This is a genomic window from Planococcus plakortidis (assembly GCF_001687605.2).
GTDB classification, from domain to species: Bacteria; Bacillota; Bacilli; order Bacillales_A; family Planococcaceae; genus Planococcus; species Planococcus plakortidis.
The window spans coordinates 2,616,078-2,636,334 of the sequence record NZ_CP016539.2 but is presented as its reverse complement, the minus strand read 5'-3'; the positions used below and the strand labels follow the sequence as shown (position 1 = coordinate 2,636,334).

Below are 20,257 nucleotides of genomic sequence, written 5' to 3'. Positions count from 1 at the left end.
TCCCCAGCTCAGGGAAGGCTTTGAAGATTATTGGCCTAGTTTTGATGCTTCAAGCAAGTAATCGCTGATGACGCGGAGCCCTTTATCGAAATTCTCCAAATGGAAATGCTCATTCGGCGCATGGAAATTCTCCGAGGCAAGCCCGAAGCCCATCAAGACGACCGGGAATCCGAGAATTTCATCGAACGCAGCGACAATCGGAATCGATCCGCCCATGCGCGTGAAAGCAGTCGGCACTTGATACACTTTTTCATACGAGCGGCCCGCTGCCTGGATGGCCGGATGGTCGTATGGAGTCAGGAACGGCTTGCCTTTATCGAACTCCGTGATGCTGACCGTGACGCCTGCCGGTTTATGGGCTTCAACATGCGCTTTCAGCTTGGCGATGATGTCGTCTGGATCCTGGTCAGGGACGAGCCGGCATGTGATCTTCGAGCTGGCTTCAGCGGGCAGGACGGTCTTGATGCCTTCGCCGGAAAACCCGCCGGTGATGCCGTTGATTTCGAGCGTCGGGCGGATCCATGTCCGTTCGACAAACGAATAGCCTTTTTCGCCGAAATCTTCCGTAATGCCGATTGCCTGCTTTTCATTTTCCAGATCGAAATCAAGCGCGGCGAATTCCGCGCGTTCCTCATCCGAGACGGGGCGCACATCGTCGTAGAAGCCTTCCACTTGGATGACCCCTTCTTTATCGCGGAACGATTCCAGGATTTCCACGATGGCGTGAAGCGGGTTCTGGACAGCGCCGCCGTAAAGCCCGGAGTGCAAGTCGCCTTTAGGGCCGTTGACATCGATCTGGATGCCCGCGAGCCCGCGCAGCCCGTAACAGACAGCGGGGCGCCCTGGTCCTTGCATGCCGGTATCGGAAATGACGATGATATCAGCCGCAAGTTTTTCCTTGTTGTCTTCCACGTATTTCGGCAAGCTCGGGCTGCCAATCTCTTCTTCGCCTTCAAGGATGAATTTGATGTTGACGGGGAGTTCGCCGTTCAACTGAAGCAATGCTTCGACCGCTTTCATATGCATGAATACTTGGCCCTTATCGTCGCTCGCGCCGCGGGCATACAATTTATTGTCGCGTACGTGAGGGTCGAACGGCGGCGTTTCCCATAAGTGAAGCGGGTCGACCGGCTGGACATCGTAATGGCCGTACACGAGGATCGTCGGTTTGCCCTCGGCATGGAGCCAGTCGGCGTAGACCACCGGATGGCCTTCCGTTTCATCGATGCTGGCATTCTCAAGGCCGGCTTTCGTCAACGATTGAATAAGCCATTCTGCGCCTTTTTGCATATCGGCTTTATGCTCGGAAAGGGAGCTGACCGATGGAATGCGCAAAAAGTTTTTCAATTCTTCGAGGTGTGCCTGGCGGTGATCTTTGAAGTACTTATCGATTTGAGTGGCGTTCATGAAATCCCTGCTTTCCAGTATTTTTAGTATGTGGAAATTATAGCATAGCTAAGTTGTCCTTTTCGACAAGAGGAAAATTGCTGTGGTACTATGGATAATACGGAAACAGTTCGAAAAAATTTGATATGTATTTTACTGGAGGAAGTAAATTTGTTTATAGCATTGGCTTTATTTCTGATCATGTCGTTTTTCCTGTCGGGAAGCGAAACGGCACTCACGGCAGTTAATAGGATGAAGGTCCATCTTCGCGCGGAGCAGGGAGACATCAAATCCCAGAAGCTTGAGAAACTGATCGCGAAGCCGGACCGGATGATCACGACTATCTTGATCGGTAATAATATTTCCAATATCATGCTGCCTACACTCGTCACGACCATCGCCATCACGGAAGGATGGGAGGTCGGGCTCGCGACAGCCATCTTGACGGTGGTCCTGATCATCTTCGGCGAAGTATTGCCGAAGACCATCGCCGCGACGTTTGCGGATAAGATCGCTTATATTGTCGCGCCGGTCATCTCCTTTTTGGTGCTGATCTTTAAACCATTGACGTGGCTACTTGCGCAGTTCACGAATATCTTCATCCGCATCATTTCGAAAGGCAGCGTCAAGGAAGCGACGATGACCAAAGAAGAACTGCGGACGATGGTCGATATCGCGTCGACCGAAGGAACGTTTGAAGCGGATGAATCGGAGCGCATCAAAGGCGTGCTCGATTTCCCGCATAAGGACGTGTCGGACGTCATGTCGACGCACCGCACGGATACGGTGGGGATTTCCATAGAGATGACCTACGAAGAAGTCCGTGACTTGATTTTGGATTCCTCGTACACGCGCTACCCTGTTTACGAAGAAAGCATGGACAATGTCGTCGGCTTGTTCTATTCCAAGAAACTCATCGAATGGTCGATGAACCCGAATTTGACCTTGGCGGAATTGATGGACGACAATCCATTATTCGTCGTGCAATCGGTAAGCGTCGAGAAAGTCTTCAAGTTGATGATGGCGAAGAAAAAGCATATGGCCGTCATTTTGGATGAATACGGCGGGACGCTTGGGATTGTGACACACGAAGACATCATCGAGGAAATGATCGGCCAGGACATCGAAGACGAAACGGATGACGAAGACGATGAGCTGGTATTCGAAATGACCGACAGCCAATTGTCTTGCCACGGCCGCCTCGAAATCGAGGATGTCAATGAAATGTTTGAAGTCGAAGTTCCGGAAGACCATGATACGATTGCCGGCTTTGTCATGCAGCAACTCGGGCATGTGCCGGACGTCGGCGAAGAGTTCACGTATGAAAACTTGCACGTAGTCGTCAATGAAATGGATCGGAACCGCATCGAGCGGTTGACGATCACGAAAATCGCTGAACCTGAAGAAGAAGAACCTGTAAGCGAAAATTCAGCCAAGAGACAATAGGAGGAAGCCGGCCAGCAACTTAGGCCGGCTTTTTCGTTTCTTACAACATTGTAAGGATACTGAAAGAGGGAACGATAGAGCGTAAGGCTGAACTCAGGCACAATAAGGGCATAAGATCACCGGACGGAGGTAACGCCGATGGAAGAGCTATATGCCGAATATAACCGCTATATCTATCATCTATGCCTGAAACTTACCCGCAATAAAGCCGAAGCTGAAGACTTGATGCAGGAAGTATGGCTGAAAGTAGTACGCTATGAATCCTCGATCGCTGAAGTCGATCACGCCAAAGCCTGGTTGACGACCATTTGCATGAATACATTCCGCGACCGCTACCGCAAGAATGTGCGCCGCAGCAAACATATTGCCAATCAGCCGGAAGGGCTAGACGTCTCGTTGCTGGATTTGATCCCGACCGATGAGACCGGAACTGCCGAATTATTGGAAAAACAAGATGTCTCTGTCATGATCCGCCACAAAATTTCGGAACTGGATGCGATTTACCGGACGACAATCGTCTATTTTTATGTGCATCAGTATTCACTCGTTGAAATCGCCGAGACGATGAAAGTGTCGATCGGTACGGTGAAATCCCGCCTGCACCGCGGCAAACAGCGCTTGAAAGACATGCTGATGGAAGACGTCAGAACCCGCGAATATGTAGTGATAGCTTGATATTTTCCAAACCCCAGCCGAATAGTGGCTGGGGTTTTTATATGGAAAATAATAACTGATATTTTTTCGTAGCCCTTCCGCTTATAATGAAGCAAAGGAGCGGGGGCTTAATGAAAAAATTCAAGAGTTACAGCAAGCGTCGGCGCATCATCATGGGCATAGTGGGAGTGCTCGCTGCAATGTATATAATTGTCATTATTTGGCACACATTTAAGCCTTTACCGGAAGGTGTTTCATTCGCCGGGGACTTGCACAGCGCCGAGCAAGTGGAGATGATTTATGACCTGAGCTATGCACAGGATAAGGACGGCACAGGTTTGGAGAGCGAGTTGCGGATTTTTGACGAAATCCATGAACTGATCGATGAGGCTGAAGAATTTCTCGTGCTCGATCTGTTCCTATTCGATAATTACAACGATACGGAAACAGCCTATCCAGCGGTTGCGGAACGTTTGGCCGATCATTTAATCGAGAAAAAGAAAGAAAATCCCGATTTTCCGATCTATTTCATCACCGACCCGCTGAATATCGGATACGGTTCCTATGAAAGCTTGCTGCTGGAAACCTTGGAAGCGGAAGGGGTCGAAGTGATTATCACCGACCTCGACAAATTGCGCGATTCGATGCCGCTGTATTCAGGGCTTTACCGGGTAATTTTCCAATGGTTCGATAACGACGGCGAAGGATGGATTGCAAATGCCATGTCGAGCGAAGCGCCGGACATGACGCTATCTTCTTATATGAAGCTGATGAACATCAAAGCCAATCACCGGAAAACGGTCGTGTCAGAGCAGGAAGCGATCATCAGTTCAGCCAATCCGCATGATGCAAGCGGCCTTCACGGAAATATGGCATTCCGTGTCAGCGGGCCGGTGCTCGATGATATCCTGGAAGCTGAGGAAGCGGTCTCGAAACTATCGGGAGGCCCTGAACTGCCAAGGGCTGAGATGCCTGGTCAAGAAGGCGATTATGAAGTGCAATATGTGACGGAGCGGCAGATATTGAAGGCTCTTTTGAAGGAAATGGACAGCACGGAAAAAGGCGATAGCATCCAAATGGCCATGTTCTATTTATCCGAGACCAGTGTCGTCAACAGCTTAGTGGACGCATCGAATCGCGGCGTGGAAGTGCAGCTCGTGCTCGATCCAAACGAAAATGCATTCGGCAATGAAAAAACCGGCTTGCCGAACCGGCCGGCGGTGAACGGCATGATGGATGAAGCGAGCGATTCTTTGGAAGTCCGCTGGTACAACCCGGTCGTCGGGCAATTCCATACAAAAACCGTAATCGTGCAAAGAGAAGGTGAGGCCGTCATCTTGGGTGGAGCGGCAAATATGACGGAAAGAGCATTGATGGATTATAACCTAGAGGCGGACATCCTCATCAAAGCGCCGGCGGACAGTGAATTGGTGGGTGAACTGGATACCTATTTTGACCGTCTGTGGAATAACGAAGACGCTCTCTACACACTTGAACTGGAAGAATTCCAGGACGAGTTCACGTTCTGGCAGCGCGGCATCTACAACTTCCAAAAGCTCTTCAAGCTGACGACTTATTGAAAGTAAGTAAGTGAAAGATACGAAAAACAGGATAAGTATTAATAGCTGCTTGGGGCCAACAGGATATTAGAGAAATAAAAATAAGTGAGTGGAAAAACTTCCGCTTTTCGACTACGTTGCAGGGGGCGCTTGGGGCCCGCTGGATGCGGGTCATGCAGCTAATGCGACAGGACGTCGCGCTTTCAGCTGCCCGGGGATGGGGCGGGTGCCCCGCCAATGTGCCAAATTTCTCTGTGTTTGAGCATCGCTTGATACGCGTTGCTCAATTCTCACTGCGTTCGAACATCGCAGTAGAACCGTTGCTCCCACATCTGCTCAACCCTCACTATGTTCGGGCATCGCAAAAAAATATTTGCTACGCAGATGCGTCGCAAATGAATGGACTCTGCTTCCCCTCGCCATCCATTCACCCCTTCCACTCCGTCTCCAGCTTTAGAGGAAATGAAAAATTTTTCTTTCCACTCGATAAAAAATGAGGAAATGCTTCATGTTTTGTAGCTCAAGTGATCTTTGTTCTTAAAGAGGCTAGTTAGTTATGATCCACCAACAAAATTTTCGGCTGAAGCACCAACGTGCCAGACGCTATTTTAGGGAAGCGATTTCCCCGCTAGCCGGCAACTGATTAAAGAAGTAGATCTATTTGAGCAGGCTGCACACAATGAAATTTCTAAGCCGCCCAGCGCCAAGGGTGAGCCGATGCCATGAGACAGGTGTTCTTCCTGGCTTATGGCAAGAGGCCAACCCAAAGCCGGGCGGCGATTAGCGAGCTGAAGCAAGATAAAGGTTAGGAACGATTCCACAAACAAACTCTAATATCTCAGTCGAAACTAGACTCGGGAAGCGATTCCCCCACTAGCCGGCAACTAATTAAATGAAGTAGATCTATTTGAACAGGCTAGACCAAACGAAATATCTAAGCCGCCCAGCGCCAAGGGTGAGCCGATGCCATGAGACAGGTGTTCTTCCTGGCTTATGGCAAGAGGCCAACCCAAAGCCGAGCGGCGATTAGCGAGCTGAAGCAAAAATAGAATGTGAGACGATTTCACAAAAAAACTTTCACATCAAAAACCCGCTGCACACAAAATTCTACGTGTGCAGCGGGTTTTGAATTTATTCTTGAGTTTGCTTGCCGGCTTCGATCCAGTCTTCGACGTTCCAGACTTTGGTGGCCAGGCCGTCATAGAAATCCGGTTCGTGGCTGACGAGCACGATGGTGCCTTTATAAGCTTGCATCGCGCGCTTGAGTTCGGCTTTCGCGTCGACATCCAAGTGGTTCGTCGGTTCATCGAAAATCAGCCAATTGCTTTCTTCGAGCATCAGCTTGCACAAGCGCACTTTCGCTTGCTCACCGCCGCTCAATTGGTTCATCGGGCGGCCGATATGTTCACTCTTAAGTCCGGTACGGGCCAGGGCGCCGCGCACTTGGCCCTGGTCCATCGACGGGTAGGCATCCCAGATTTCATCAATCGGTGTATGCGTCGGGGCTTTGACTTCCTGCTCGAAATAGCTCGGCGTCAAATATTCACCGCGGATGACTTCCCCATCGATCGGCTCGATCTTGCCAAGCATCGTCTTGAGCAAAGTCGATTTCCCGACACCATTCATGCCGACGAGCGCGATTTTTTCACCGCGTTCAATCATGAACGATAAAGGGGGGAGCAACGGCTTTTCGTAGCCGATGCGCAAAGCTTCGGCTTCGACGACGTAGCGGCTCGGGCTGCGCGTTTCCTTGAAAGAAAATTGTGGTTTGGCCGCGATTTCCGGTTTTTCGATGCGGTCCATGCGGTCCAATTGCTTCTGCCGTGATTTGGCACGGCCAGTCGTCGAGGCGCGTGCTTTGTTTTTCGCGATGAAGGTCTCGGTCTTCTTGATCATTTCCGCTTGTTTTTCGTAAGCGTCCAAATGCTGTTTTTTGGCCAACTCCGCAAGTTCGATGAATTTCTCATACGTTGCGGTATAGCGGGACAGGCGGGAGAATTCCAGGTGGAAGATGACTCCGGTGACCGCGCTCATGAATTCCGTATCATGCGAGATGAGCAGGAATGCATGCGGATAGTTTTTCAGGTAATTGACGAGCCATTGGATATGTTCTTCATCCAAATAGTTGGTCGGCTCATCGAGCAATAGCACTTTCGGCTTTTCCAACAATAATTTTGCCAAGAGCAGCTTGGTTCTCTGTCCGCCGGAAAGCGATTCGACGCTGCGTTCGAGACCGATCGCATCGAGCCCGAGACCGCGTGCAATTTCGTCGACTTTAACATCCAGCGTATAAAAATCGCCGGCATCGAGGGCGTCCTGCACTTCGGCCATCTGCTCAAGCAGAGCTTCCAGCTGTTCGGGGTCGGCTTCGCCCATTTTCATGGCGATGTCGTTCAATTCCTTTTCCTTTTCGTAAAGGGGCAAAAAAGCATCTTGCAAAGTTTCGCGGATCGTACGGCCCGGCGTCAATTGCGTATGCTGGTCTAAATAGCCGTAATGGGTCTTCGGCTGCCATTCGACTTTACCGGTATCGTGGATCAATTTCCCTGTCAGGATGTTCATCAAAGTTGACTTGCCGACGCCGTTCGCGCCGACTAGCCCTACGTGTTCACCTTCGACCAGGCGGAAAGAGATGTCGTTGAATAAAGTCCGGTCCCCGAAAGTATGGCTCAGGTTTTCTACTGTCAATAAACTCATGTATATGTTCCTCCACTTTCCATAAAAAAAACCGCGGTTAAAGTTCCGCGAGTTTTTTGTTTAATTCCGCAAGACGCTGTTCCATTTTTTCAAGCCGCTCTTCGGCTTTATCGACCATTTTGTGGTGGCCGGTCGTTTCCAATTTCTCAATATCGCCCTGTTGGCGTACGTAATCGCTCTTCAGTTCGGCGATGGCGTATTCGATTTCCTGTCTGTTCAACAAAATCACCCTAGTTTTTCTCTGTATTGTACCATAGATGGAGAAAATTTAAATGGATACGCTCGGCTTCTCGCTTTCATTGCGCACTAGAACTCCTTTATAATAACAAAAAAATGAAAAGGAAGTGAGATGCCATCGACAGTTTATTGTTCGACCTTATGTTAATTATTTTCCTCGGCGTTCTGTCGCAGTGGATCGCCTGGCGTCTCCGCCTTCCTGCGATTGTGTTGATGTCGATTGCCGGGTTGTTGATCGGCCCGATATTTGCTGTGATTTCCCCTGAAGAAAGCTTTGGGGATTTGTTCCGGCCGCTTGTGTCGCTTGCAGTTGCCATCATCTTGTTTGAAGGCAGCTTGAATTTAAACTTCAAGGAAATCCGCGGCTTCAGTAAGCCGGTGTGGCGCATCGTGACATTCGGTGCTTTGCTTGCCTGGATGGGCGGGACCTTGGCTGCGCATTATGTGGCCGGCCTGTCATGGGCAGTGTCATTCGTCATCGGGGGCTTGTTCATCGTGACCGGGCCGACCGTCATCATGCCGCTGCTCCGGCAAGCCAAACTGAAATCCCGGCCGGCCGCGTTATTGAAATGGGAAGGCATCATTGTCGATCCCTTCGGCGCATTATTGGCCCTGTTTGCGTTCCAATTCGTGTTATTTGCGGAAGGGGATGTAACGGCCGCTGCATTCGGCCTGTTCTTCCTGGCTTCGATTTTTGCCACAGTGATCGGGGCAGGGGCAGGGTTTGGGATGGGCTGGATGTTCGAACGAGGCCAAATTCCCGAATTCCTGAAATCGCCGATGGTGTTCGGCGTCGTGCTATTGACATTTGTCATCTCGGATATCGTGATGCATGAAACCGGATTGCTCGCCGTCACGGCGATGGGGATGGTCATGGCCAATATGAACATCACCTCGATCAATGATATGCGGCATTTCAAAGAGACGATGTCGATCCTGTTGATTTCGAGCGTGTTCTTGATGCTCACGGCTTCTCTCAGCATGGAAGTGCTGTTTGAAATCTTCAATTGGTCGATCATTTCCTTTGTATTGGTCATGCTGTTTATCGTCCGGCCGCTGTCCATCTGGCTGTCGACGATCGGCACCGAGTTGAGCTGGCAGGAAAAAGCCCTGGTCGGGTGGATTGCCCCGCGCGGCATTGTCGCCTTGACCGTTTCCGGTTATTTCGCCAGCGTCTTATTGGATGCCGGGTTTGACGATGCGGAACTTTTGACCGCGCTGACCTTTGCGCTCGTATTCTCCACAGTGGTTGCGCATGGATTTTCCATTACCTGGGTGGGGCGCAAATTGGGCTTGGCTTCAGCGGAAGACCCTGGAATCATCATCATCGGGGCCAGCAGGTTCACGACTGCGATGGCGAAAGCCTTGTACGATATGGAGAAGAATGTGCTGCTGGTCGATGATTCCTGGGGGCGCCTGCAAAAAGCGCGCCAGATCGGCATCAAGACCTATGTCGGGAATATCCTTTCCGAGCATACGGAATATGAAGTGGATTTGACGCCTTATGAAAAAATGATCGTGGCATCGGAAACGGATTCCTTCAACGCGCTGGTCGTCAATAACTTCGTCCCTGAAATGGGGCGGATCAATTTGTACCAGACGGCACTGCATGAAGGCGATCCGGCCGATTTCCATTCTTCATTGAGCGGCAGGATCCTCTTTACCGAAGACTGGAACATTCACGTGCTCGATGAAAAAGAGGAACAAGGCTACGCTATCCGCTCCACGAAATTGACGGAACGCTTCACTTTCGAGGAATTCAATAAGAAGTGGTCTGCCAACACGATTCCATTATTCATTGAAACGGCGCAAGGCAATATTGAGTTCTTCACTTCCGACAAAGTCCTGGAACCGAAACAAGGTGATACCATCATCAGCTTCACGGGGCCGGAGCGCGATTCAGACCGGATACAGGAGCGCCTGGAAACGAAACGCATCAAAAAGGATTCTCAGACTAAAGAATGAAATCTTCCATTATAAGCCCTATCGATACGCAAGGGGAATGTGTCTTTGCTATGATAAAGGATAGCTGCAGTACACTGCACCAGATCAATCAATAGGAAAGGCAGCGGATTTCACTGCCTGCTTATACGTAGTCGAGGAGGATTCAGGATCATGAAGATTTTATTAGTGGATGGAACAATACTTGGGCGCAAGACCGGCGCTGTATTGGAACAGGTCAAAGTCTATCTGGAGCAAGCGAATCCAGAAATGGAATTGAGCATTTTAAGCATGAGTGAATACGAGCATCAGTTCGTGGATGGCCGCCCGAATGCGGAATACAATGACAGCATGCGGGAAATGGTGCGCCGTTTTGAAGAGGCGGATGGCTATATCATCGCCTCTCCGATTTTCCAAGGGTCGATTCCTGGCGTCTTGAAAAATGCATTCGACATGTTGCATCCGCGGACGATGCGCTACAAACCGGTGTCGATCGTCGCAAACGGCGGCACGTACCAGCATCACTTGGTCATCGAAAATCAGCTGAAGCCGATTCTTGATTATTTCCGCTGCCTCGTGACGCCGAATTACGTCTATACGCATACGAGCCATTTCGATGATACGAACGCCATCATCAATGAGGATGTCCATGACCGCCTGCGCGAACTAGCTCGCGTATTCGTACAATATGCTGAGATGAGCACCCACCTGTCAAAAGATACACTCGATATCGACGACCATTGAAAAAAACCTCCCTCGGGAGGTTTTTTTATGGAATGTTAAAGAAGTCTATTAAGTCAGTCATGAATTAAAAAAGGATCACCTTTTCGACATTTAAAAATCAATGATCTATCTAAGTATTTGGAGAAGCGTTCGCTCACTTCTTTTTTTGTGTCAGCATACACCAGTTCGATAGGATTGAGTAGTCAAAAAATCGCAGTGAAGCGGAAGCCGGCGACTCCTGCGGGAACAGCGCGAGCCGAAGACCCTGCAGGAGCGCCAGCGACGAAGCGGCTGAGGCCGTGCCCGCGGAAAGCGTCCGGCTGGAGCGAAACGCAAAAAAGCTGCCGAGGTTTCTTGACAAGCTAAGAAAAAAACCTCCCTCGGGAGGTTTTTTTCGGCCTGAACACTAAACTTAATTGAACAAAGCATAATGAACAAAGCATAAGGCCAATCAAGTAGGCTTCCTCCACAAGAATGGGGAGAAGATGCTATACTAGACGCTGTAGAAAAGGGGTTTTAGCTTATGAAATCAGTAGTTCTTGCAGAAAAGCCATCCGTGGCGCGCGATATTGCGCGAGTGCTCGGATGCTCCCAAAAGGGAAACGGCTTTTTAGAAGGCAAACAATATATCGTCACCTGGGCACTCGGCCATTTGGTGACGCATGCACAGCCGGAGCAATATAATAACGACTTGAAGGAATGGAAGATGGAAAGTTTGCCGATTCTTCCAGAGCCGTTCAAATTGGTCCCGATCAAGCAGACCATGAAGCAATACAATGCAGTCAAAGCGCAGTTGAACCGCAGCGATGTAAAAGAAGTCATCATCGCGACCGATGCCGGGCGCGAAGGGGAACTGGTCGCCCGCTGGATTTTGGAACATGCCAAAGTCAACAAGCCGGTGAAACGGCTCTGGATCTCCTCTGTCACCGATAAAGCGATCAAAGACGGCTTCCAAAACCTGAAAGATGGAAAAGCGTATGAAAGCTTATTCCAGGCAGCGGTCGCCCGTGCAGAGGCTGATTGGGTAGTAGGCATCAACGCGACGCGTGCACTGACGGTGAAGCATAATGCCCAGTTATCGACAGGCCGCGTGCAGACGCCGACGCTCGCAATGATTGCGCAGCGCGAACAGGACATCCGCAATTTCCAGCCGAAACCGTATTACGGACTTCAGGCAATCAGCGATAACGCTTCGTTCACCTGGACAGACGGAAAATCGGCGCAGAGTTTCGATAAAGAGCGGATCGACCGTTTATTCGCCAAGCTCGATAAGGCGAATAAAGGCACGGTGACGGACGTGAAAATCACGCCGAAAAAACAACCGGCGCCGCCATTATTCGATTTGACGGAACTGCAGAAAGAAGCCTATAAACGCTATAGCTGGTCCGCCAAAGAAACGCTCAACACCTTGCAGAACCTGTACGAGCGCTACAAAATCGTCACTTATCCGCGGACAGACTCAAAGCATTTGACGAGTGACATGAAAAGGACGTTAAAAGACCATATCAAGGCGGTGCAGGTCGGCGAATACCGTTCGCTTGCGAATGCCGCGCTGAAGAATTCTGGCGTCCCGCAAAAAGGCGTCATTGACGATGCGAAAGTATCCGATCACCACGCCATCATCCCGACTGAGGAGACGCCGATGCTCCATGAGTTAAGCGATAAGGAATACAAGCTCTATGATATGATCGTCCGCCGCTTCCTCGCGGTCTTCCTGCCGCAGTACGAATACGACCGGACGACCGTCACTTTGGACGTCTCCGGCGAGACATTCCAGGCTAAAGGCAACACGATCCGCAACGAGGGGTGGAAACGTGTCTATAAAGATGCCGACGAGGAAGGCGAGTCGACGTTGCCGCCATTCGAAAAAGGACAGACGGTCGAATTGAAAGGAATCACCTTGACCGAAGGCAAAACGAAACCTCCTGCTTTCTTCAATGAAGGCACTTTGCTTGGGGCGATGGAAAACCCGGCCCAGTTCATGGCGGGGGAATCGAAAGAATTGATTCAGACGCTCGGTGAAACCGGGGGCCTTGGAACTGTCGCTACTCGCGCAGATATCATCGATAAATTATTCAATAGTTTCCTGATCGAGAAGAAAGGAAAGGACTTGACGATTACATCGAAAGGCCGCCAGCTATTGGAACTCGTCCCGGAAGATTTGAAATCGCCGAAATTGACGGCGGATTGGGAAACGCAATTGACGAAAATCGCCAAAGGGCAGTTGAAGAAACAGCAGTTCATGGAAGAAATGGTTGCGTTCTCGAAAAAGTCGGTCGCTGAGATCAAATCGAGCGACAAGAAATTCAAGCACGATAACATCACCGGCAAAATGTGCCCGGACTGCGGCAAGCCGCTTCTTGAAGTGAACGGCAAACGCGGCAAGATGCATGTGTGCCAGGACCGCGAATGCGGCTTCAAGAAAAACGTCTCGATGCAGACCAATGCCCGCTGCCCGAACTGCCATAAACGCATGGACATGGTGGGCGACGGCGACAATAAAATGTTCGTCTGTAAATGCGGACACCGTGAGAAATTATCGGCGTTTGAAAAACGCAAAAAAGCAGGACAATCGAAAGCGAACAAGAAAGATGTCAATAAATACTTGAAGAAGCAGGAGGAGCCGCCGCAAAATACGGCGATGGCGGATGCCTTGAAGAAATTGCTCGAGCAAAAGGACTGACAGGAGGGGGCAAGGTGGCAAAAAAAGCAGCAAAGACCAACGCCGCGCGCATTTTGGACCGTGAACGTATCGATTATGAGCCGCTCCAGTACAGCGCCGATGATGGGAAAATAGACGGCGTCTCGGTAGCGGCGAAAATCGGCGTGCCTGTAGAAACGGTCTATAAGACACTCGTCGCGGCTGGGGCATCGAAAAATCATTATGTATTTCTCGTGCCGGTCGCATTGGAGCTGGACTTAAAGCTGGCTGCAAAAGCGTGCGGTGAAAAGAAAATCGAGATGGTACCGGTGAAAGAGATTTTGCCGCTCACGGGATACGTACGTGGAGGCTGTTCACCGTTCGGCATGAAAAAGCCGTTCAGGACATTCGTCGCTGAACAGGCTTCCCGGCTGGATGAGATGATCGTCTCTGCCGGAAAAGTCGGGGCGCAGCTGAAACTGGCGCCGGAAGATTTGCTGAAAGCAACAGGAGGCGAGTTTGCGGAATTGACTGCGAAGCCGTGATTGCTCCCTTGCCGCTCTTCGCTATGCAGGACCCTGAAGAAAGAAGGATAGAGGATGAAAGTATCTATATATTATCGTTGGCTGTTTTTCCTGTTTGGCATGATGTTATTGGGCCTCGGCATTTCGATGACAATCAAAGGGGACCAGCTCGGAATCGGCCCGTGGGATGTGTTGCATGTCGGCCTGTATCAGAACTTCGGGCTGACAATCGGTTCCTGGTCGATCATCGCGGGCTTTACGCTGATCAGCGCCACTTCGCTTGTGCGCCGCAAATGGCCGCAATTCGGAACGTGGCTCAATATGCTGCTGATCGGATTGTTTATTGATTTATTCAATTTCCTCATTCCCGATATCCATTCCCTGTTCGGCCAGATCCTGATTTTCACGGCGGGCATCATTGTCACGGGATATGGAGTCGGTGTTTATGTTGCGCCGAAAATGGGGGCTGGCCCACGGGATGATTTGATGCTGATCCTGGTCCAAAAAACAGGTTTCAGCGTCAGCACGATCCGTACCTCCATAGAAGTGGCGGTCGCGTTGCTCGGCTGGATGCTCGGGGCCCTGTCGGCATCGGGACCATCGTCATCGCCCTGTTGGTCGGCCGGGTGGTCCAAGTATCGCTCGTGCAAAGCGAAAGCTTGTTAAGGAAGTTGATTTTAAAGCATCAGGCGGAACTGCCGCCGATTTTAAAAATATGATGACAGAAGACCCGGCACATGCCGGGTTTTTTTTTTGAAAAAATCAGTGCTTAAAAGGTTGGCGGTTGAACTCAGGAAAAGCATATGTTATAAATAAAACCAAGTAATACTATTGGTTTAATTAATAATAACATCCAAGAGGGCAGGAGTGCAATTATGGGGAGAGAATTTGTCGAGATTTTTGATGAATGGGTGCATACCTACGATGCCTCGGTCGGCGGCGAAGATCCGGAATATGCCGCCGTTTTCGAAAATTACGAGGAGATCCTGGGAGCGGTCGCGAAGAAAGCGGTAAGCCCGGTTGTTGAATTCGGCACGGGTACAGGCAATCTGACAGCGGAGCTCCTGGAACAGGGATATAAGGTGGTGGGCATCGAGCCGAATGCCGCCATGCGCAAAGCAAGCGGCGAGAAGTTCCCGGAACTTGGGATATTGGATGGTGATTTTCTGGATTTCGAGCTTCCACAGCCACCGAATAGCTTCACCAGCAGCTATGCTTTCCACCACTTGACGGACCAGGAAAAAGAGCGGGCGATCAAGCTCTACGCTTCCATCTTGCCGAGTGGCGGAAAAATCGTGTTCGCGGATACGGTCTTTGAATCCGAAGAAGCGAAACTCGGGCGCATCGTCTATGAAGAAGGCGAAGGCCATGCGAATCTCGTGGAAGATTTGAAGCGCGAGCATTACACGACCGTGCCTGTCATGGAAGCGATATTCCGGGAGAATGGTTTTGATGTAGAGTTCACGCGGATGAACGATTACGTATTCTTGATGGATGCGACTAAACGATGAAAGGGAGATTGCAATGAAAAAAATGAATGTGGAAAGTTTTAACCTGGACCATACAAAAGTGGCGGCACCTTATGTCCGCCTGGCTGGAGAGAAAACAGGCTCGAACGGCGACACGATCAAAAAATACGATATCCGCTTCAAGCAGCCGAATAAAGAACATATGGATATGCCAGGGCTTCACTCACTTGAGCATATGATGGCGGAGCATAGCCGCAACCATTCGGACCAAATTATCGACATCGGGCCAATGGGCTGCCAAACGGGCTTTTACTTGTCAGTTATTAACCACGATGACTACGAAGATATTTTACGCATTCTCGAAGCGACTTTGACGGATGTCATTGCGGCAGACGAAGTGCCGGCTTGCAACGAAGTGCAATGCGGCTGGGCAGCAAGCCACAGCTTAGAAGGCGCACACGAGCTGGCTAAAGAAATGCTGGCGAAAAAAGACGAGTGGCGCCAAGTGTTCAAAGAAGAAACGGCATAAGGGGAATCAGCATGGACTACGCAACTGAGATACAGCAATTGATCGGCCGGACGCCGCTCCTGGAGTTGACGCATAGCACGATTCCGAACGGATGCCGGATATTTGCCAAGCTGGAATTTTTCAATCCGGGCGGCAGCGTCAAAGACCGCCTCGGTGTAGCATTGATTGCCGATGCAGAGAAACGCGGAGAACTTAAAGCAGGCGGCACGATTGTAGAGCCGACTGCCGGCAATACAGGTATCGGACTTGCAATTGCGGCAATTGGCAAAGGCTATCGCCTGAAGCTGGTCGTCCCGCAAAAGTTCAGTATGGAAAAACAAACACTCATGCGTGCGTTAGGTGCTGAAGTGATTAATACGCCGACCGCTGATGGCATCAAAGGCGCCATTAAAAAAGCGACTGAAATTGCCGAACAGGAAGGTGCGTTCATGCCGGCGCAATTTTCAAACGCCGCTAACCCGGACACCTATGTCCAGACACTTGGCCCCGAGCTCTGGGATCAGTTGGACGGGGACATCGACATCTTCGTGGCAGGCGCGGGTTCCGGCGGCACGTTTATGGGAACTTCCCGTTATTTGAAAGCGCAAAATCAGGAAATCAAAACCGTCATCGTGGAACCGGAAGGCTCGATTCTAAACGGTGGGGAATCCGGCCCGCATAAAACGGAAGGCATCGGCATGGAGTTGATCCCTCCGTTTATGGATACACAGTATTTTGAGGCCATCCATACGATTACAGATAAAGAAGCGTTTGCAGCCGTGAGTGAGCTTGCACAAAATGAAGGGCTGCTCGTCGGCAGTTCATCAGGCGCTGCATTTGTTGCCGCTTTGAGTGAAGCACAATCAGCGAAACCTGGCAGCCACATCGTTACGGTCTTTGCCGATTCAAGCGAACGCTATTTGAGCCAGGATATTTACGGGGCTCTTTTTGAGGAGGAACAACAATGAAACCGAAAACCAGATTGATACACGGCGGCATCTTCGGAGACGAAGCGACAGGCGCTGTATCGACACCGATTTACCAAGTGAGCACTTACAAACAGGAAGCTGTGGGCAAGTTTAAAGGCTATGAATATTCACGAACCGGAAATCCGACGCGACATGCGCTGGAAGAGCTGATTGCAGATGTCGAATACGGCCATGCCGGTTTTGCGTTCGGTTCGGGAATGGCGGCCATTTCTTCTGTCATGATGCTGTTTTCAGCTGGCGACCACGTCATCTTGACGGACGATGTGTACGGCGGCACTTACCGCGTGATGAATAAAGTACTGAATCGCTTCGGGCTCGAATTCACATTCGTCGATACGGGGGATTTGGAGCAAGTGAAAGCTGCCGTACAGGAAAATACGAAAGCGATCTTCATCGAAACACCGACCAATCCGCTGTTGAAAGTGACGGATATTGAAGCTGTCGCGACCTTCGCTAAAGGAAAAGGACTGTTGACGATCGTCGACAATACGTTCATGACGCCCTATTTCCAAAACCCGATCTCTCTTGGGGCGGATATCGTCTTGCATAGCGCGACCAAATACATCGGCGGCCATAGCGATGTCGTGGCTGGGCTTGTCGTGGTCAATACCGCGCAACTCGCTGAGGAATTGCATTTCGTCCAAAATTCTGTTGGCGCCATCCTCGGGCCGCAAGATTCGTGGCTATTGATGCGCGGGTTGAAAACACTCGGCATCCGCATGGAAGAGACCAATACTAACGCCCAGCAAATCGCAGAGTTCCTTGATGGACATGAAGCGGTTGAGGCGGTCATTTATCCGGGGCTCGACAGCCATTCCGGCAAAGCCTTGATGGAAAAACAAGCACGCGGCTTCGGCGGGATGATTTCATTTGACGTCGGCAGTAAAGAAAAAGCGGATAGACTGCTTGCCAAGCTGAAATACTTCACCTTGGCAGAAAGCCTGGGGGCGGTGGAGAGCTTGATCTCGGTTCCGGTGCAGATGACACATGCCTCGATTCCAGCAGAGCGCCGCGCAGAACTCGGCATCACCGAAGGCTTGGTGCGTATTTCTGTCGGCATTGAAGATGTGGAAGATTTAATAGAAGATTTGCGCCAAGCATTAGCATAAGTTTTGGAAAAGCGGGCATCTGCCCGCTTTTTTTAATGGAATTCTATAGATCTTAACAAATTCGAAAGACTGTCAAATCAGAATATTAATATAATTTACCTAACGAATGCACTATCCGAATATAACTTATGTCCTTTATTTCGGATAGCGAAATAAATAATTTACACTATTCTGTGAGAACGAAAGAAGTGGTAATCTTTATAAAGAAAAAATATTCTGATATTTCTGGAAGGAGATACATATTCATGAAAAAAAGCAAGTGGTTCCCTATTCTATCAGCGAGCGCATTGGCGCTTTCCCTATATTCCCCTGCAGCGAGCGCAGCACCAGTCGAGGAGTTGCCGTCACTCGGTGCCTGGGACGAGGATCGCTACGGCGAACGCATCGACATCGACCAGGAACTAAATCGCCTGGCAAATGACGAGGCGTTCCAAAAAGAAGCCGAGCAGCGTATCAAAGACCAGGCTGGAGCATTGAATGATGAAACAGCAGACGGTGAAGAAAATGCTGCGGCAAGCGAACATTTCACTTATGACGGTGGCACGAAGCTATTTTTGAACCGCAACTTGGAATTCAAGGAATTTACGCTACGCAGCGTAGGAGATAACGTGGAAATCTGGGTTGCTAATGACTTGGCATACGGCCCGAACAACCCGAAACCGGCTGATGTCGTCACGCAAGCGCAAGTGGATAAATTGAAGGCTGAATTCGACAGCAATATCTATCCGAAAGCGACCGATTTCTTCGGCACTCCGGATTCACTCGATGGCTCGAATTCGCCGCTTCCTGGCATGGTCGGCTTACCGGAAGGGTATTATGAAGGATCTGATAAAGTCATCATGCTCGTCGATAACGTCCAGGACGAAGGCTGGAACAACCCGTCCTATCCGTTCTTCGTAGCCGGCTTCTTCTGGCAGACGCTTGAGAACTACACGGACCGCAACATCATCACGATCGACACGAATTCATGGGAAACGCGTTTGGAGAACACATTCTTTGGGACGACAATCCACGAACTTCAGCATTTGATCCAAGCCGATAACGACGGCGCCGAAGAAACATGGCTCAACGAAGGCATGTCGACATTCTCTGAATTCCTTGGCGGCTACGGGCACGGCGAAGGGTCGATCAACTTCTATTTGGACCACCCGGAAAACTCGCTCGTCAACTGGGATGAGCATGGAACAGCTGCAACAGGTCCTGAAACGATCGCGGACTACGGACAGGTTTACTTGTTCACGCTTTACATGTACGACAAGTTCGGCCAGGAGTTCATCCGTGAGCTGGCGACTGATGGCACGACACAAGGCATGGCGAGTGTCGACAAAGTGCTTGAAGACTATGGCACAAACAAAACATTCACTGAACTGTACCAGGACTTCATGACGGCATTGACTTTGGATGACGACACGGTCAGCAAGGATTATAAGTTCGACAGCATCGATTTGCGCGAACTGCCGGTCGGTGACGGTGTCCGCGGCAAGACCGTCGATTTCGAGAAAGCAAAAACCTTTGAAAAAGAAGGCGTTCCGGCATGGGGCGGCGACTTCAAGGAATTCGATTTGGACCGCACCGTGCGCGGCATGAAGTTCGATGGCGTCGATTTCCTGCCATTGCAATGGAAAACGGTCGCCAACCCGCTTGACGCTTCCGAGCAAGTGCTTCATCCGAATAACGGTGATGAAGCAGACCAAGCCTTGATCTTCGGGGCAACAGTACCAGTTGAAAACCCGACCTTGAGCTTTGAGCATTATTACAATATCGAAGAGCAATGGGATTTCGCGACAGTTCAAGTGTCTACGGATAACGGCGAAACGTGGAAATCACTCGGCAACGAAAACACACGCGACGATGTAGTGGAAGAAGGCTACCCGACGATTAAAGACAATTTGCCAGGTTTCACAGGCGAGAAAACGAATTGGTCTACTGAAACATTCGATTTGTCGGCATACGCAGGGCAAGATGTATTGGTATCGTTCCGCAACTTAACGGACTGGGGTTCTAACGAAGCAGGCTGGTTCATCAAAGATATCCGACTGGGTGATTTCTCAGCAGATGGAACGTCTACAGAGCCATTCCAGTCACTCGGCCAGTTGAAAGGCGAGTACGTCGACTTCACGACGACATTCATCCAAACGAAGAAAAACGGCAAGCAACGCGTATTCAATGTCGATCCGTTCAACGTGACGGACAAAGAAGCGCTAGACTTGCAGCAAGTGCTGCGTGAAGGCAATTTGAAAATGATCACTTCTTATGCTGCAGCGCCGGACCAGAAAGAAGCAAAAGAATTTACGTACGAAGTGTTGTACAAAGAAGATAAAAGCAAAGGTAAAGGAAAAGGCAATAACAAAAAATAAGTGATGATGAGAGCGGG

General features: G+C 50.2%; 16 protein-coding genes. 13 read left to right on the top strand and 3 right to left on the bottom strand.

Translation table 11 applies throughout. The annotated features are described in order from the left end of the window. Nucleotides 1-27: 27 nt before the first annotated feature. Nucleotides 28-1,407, bottom strand: coding sequence for a dipeptidase (locus tag BBI15_RS13195; protein WP_068870195.1), 1,380 nt, complete (start codon nucleotides 1,405-1,407; stop codon nucleotides 28-30). A gap of 150 nt (nucleotides 1,408-1,557) precedes the next feature. Here BBI15_RS13195 and BBI15_RS13190 point away from each other — a divergent pair, with 150 nt between their 5' ends. The 3 genes from BBI15_RS13190 (at nucleotide 1,558) to BBI15_RS13180 (ending at nucleotide 5,066) form a co-directional block, all read left to right on the top strand. Next, on the top strand, nucleotides 1,558-2,832 hold the full coding sequence (locus BBI15_RS13190) for a hemolysin family protein (protein WP_068870193.1): 1,275 nt from the start codon (nucleotides 1,558-1,560) through the stop codon (nucleotides 2,830-2,832). A gap of 138 nt (nucleotides 2,833-2,970) precedes the next feature. After that, complete coding sequence (locus tag BBI15_RS13185; RefSeq protein WP_068870191.1) at nucleotides 2,971-3,507, top strand: RNA polymerase sigma factor; 537 nt, start codon at nucleotides 2,971-2,973, stop codon at nucleotides 3,505-3,507. A 110-nt stretch (nucleotides 3,508-3,617) separates the two neighbouring features. Beyond that, on the top strand, nucleotides 3,618-5,066 hold the full coding sequence (locus BBI15_RS13180; protein ID WP_068870189.1) for a phospholipase D family protein: 1,449 nt from the start codon (nucleotides 3,618-3,620) through the stop codon (nucleotides 5,064-5,066). 1,110 nt (nucleotides 5,067-6,176) lie between these two features. Here BBI15_RS13180 and BBI15_RS13175 read toward each other — a convergent pair. Further along, nucleotides 6,177-7,742, bottom strand: a complete 1,566-nt coding sequence (locus BBI15_RS13175; RefSeq protein ID WP_068870187.1) for an ABC-F family ATP-binding cassette domain-containing protein — start codon at nucleotides 7,740-7,742, stop codon at nucleotides 6,177-6,179. 37 nt (nucleotides 7,743-7,779) lie between these two features. Beyond that, a complete protein-coding gene (locus BBI15_RS13170; protein ID WP_068872596.1) occupies nucleotides 7,780-7,962 on the bottom strand; it encodes an SE1832 family protein in 183 nt (60 codons plus the stop codon). A gap of 158 nt (nucleotides 7,963-8,120) precedes the next feature. On the opposite strand from BBI15_RS13170, the gene BBI15_RS13165 reads away from it, so the two are divergent. From BBI15_RS13165 to BBI15_RS13120, 10 genes are all read left to right on the top strand, one after another. After that, the gene (locus BBI15_RS13165) at nucleotides 8,121-9,944 is read left to right on the top strand and encodes a cation:proton antiporter (RefSeq protein WP_068870185.1); all 1,824 of its coding nucleotides are present in this window, start codon (nucleotides 8,121-8,123) and stop codon (nucleotides 9,942-9,944) included. Nucleotides 9,945-10,094: 150 nt separating this feature from the next. Next, nucleotides 10,095-10,664, top strand: coding sequence for an NADPH-dependent FMN reductase (locus BBI15_RS13160; RefSeq protein ID WP_068870184.1), 570 nt, complete (start codon nucleotides 10,095-10,097; stop codon nucleotides 10,662-10,664). 502 nt (nucleotides 10,665-11,166) lie between these two features. Next, nucleotides 11,167-13,326 (top strand): DNA topoisomerase III, encoded by a 2,160-nt coding sequence (locus tag BBI15_RS13155; RefSeq protein WP_068870182.1) that lies wholly within the window; start codon nucleotides 11,167-11,169, stop codon nucleotides 13,324-13,326. 14 nt (nucleotides 13,327-13,340) lie between these two features. Continuing rightward, nucleotides 13,341-13,829, top strand: coding sequence for a Cys-tRNA(Pro) deacylase (gene ybaK / locus BBI15_RS13150; RefSeq protein ID WP_068870181.1), 489 nt, complete (start codon nucleotides 13,341-13,343; stop codon nucleotides 13,827-13,829). 54 nt (nucleotides 13,830-13,883) lie between these two features. Continuing rightward, a complete protein-coding gene (locus tag BBI15_RS13145; RefSeq protein ID WP_335645685.1) occupies nucleotides 13,884-14,474 on the top strand; it encodes a YczE/YyaS/YitT family protein in 591 nt (196 codons plus the stop codon). A gap of 209 nt (nucleotides 14,475-14,683) precedes the next feature. Beyond that, nucleotides 14,684-15,319 carry a class I SAM-dependent methyltransferase gene (locus tag BBI15_RS13140; RefSeq protein WP_068870179.1) on the top strand — a complete coding sequence of 212 codons (636 nt, stop codon included), beginning with the start codon at nucleotides 14,684-14,686 and terminating at the stop codon, nucleotides 15,317-15,319. Between the two features lie 13 nt (nucleotides 15,320-15,332). Next, nucleotides 15,333-15,806 (top strand): S-ribosylhomocysteine lyase, encoded by a 474-nt coding sequence (locus tag BBI15_RS13135; protein WP_058382886.1) that lies wholly within the window; start codon nucleotides 15,333-15,335, stop codon nucleotides 15,804-15,806. 11 nt (nucleotides 15,807-15,817) lie between these two features. Continuing rightward, nucleotides 15,818-16,753 (top strand): PLP-dependent cysteine synthase family protein, encoded by a 936-nt coding sequence (locus BBI15_RS13130; protein ID WP_068870177.1) that lies wholly within the window; start codon nucleotides 15,818-15,820, stop codon nucleotides 16,751-16,753. After that, the gene (locus tag BBI15_RS13125; RefSeq protein ID WP_068870176.1) at nucleotides 16,750-17,883 is read left to right on the top strand and encodes a bifunctional cystathionine gamma-lyase/homocysteine desulfhydrase; all 1,134 of its coding nucleotides are present in this window, start codon (nucleotides 16,750-16,752) and stop codon (nucleotides 17,881-17,883) included. The genes BBI15_RS13130 and BBI15_RS13125 overlap by 4 nt, the downstream gene beginning before the upstream one ends. Nucleotides 17,884-18,128: 245 nt before the next feature. Further along, the gene (locus tag BBI15_RS13120) at nucleotides 18,129-20,240 is read left to right on the top strand and encodes an immune inhibitor A domain-containing protein (protein WP_068870174.1); all 2,112 of its coding nucleotides are present in this window, start codon (nucleotides 18,129-18,131) and stop codon (nucleotides 20,238-20,240) included. The last annotated feature ends 17 nt before the right edge of the window (nucleotides 20,241-20,257 follow it).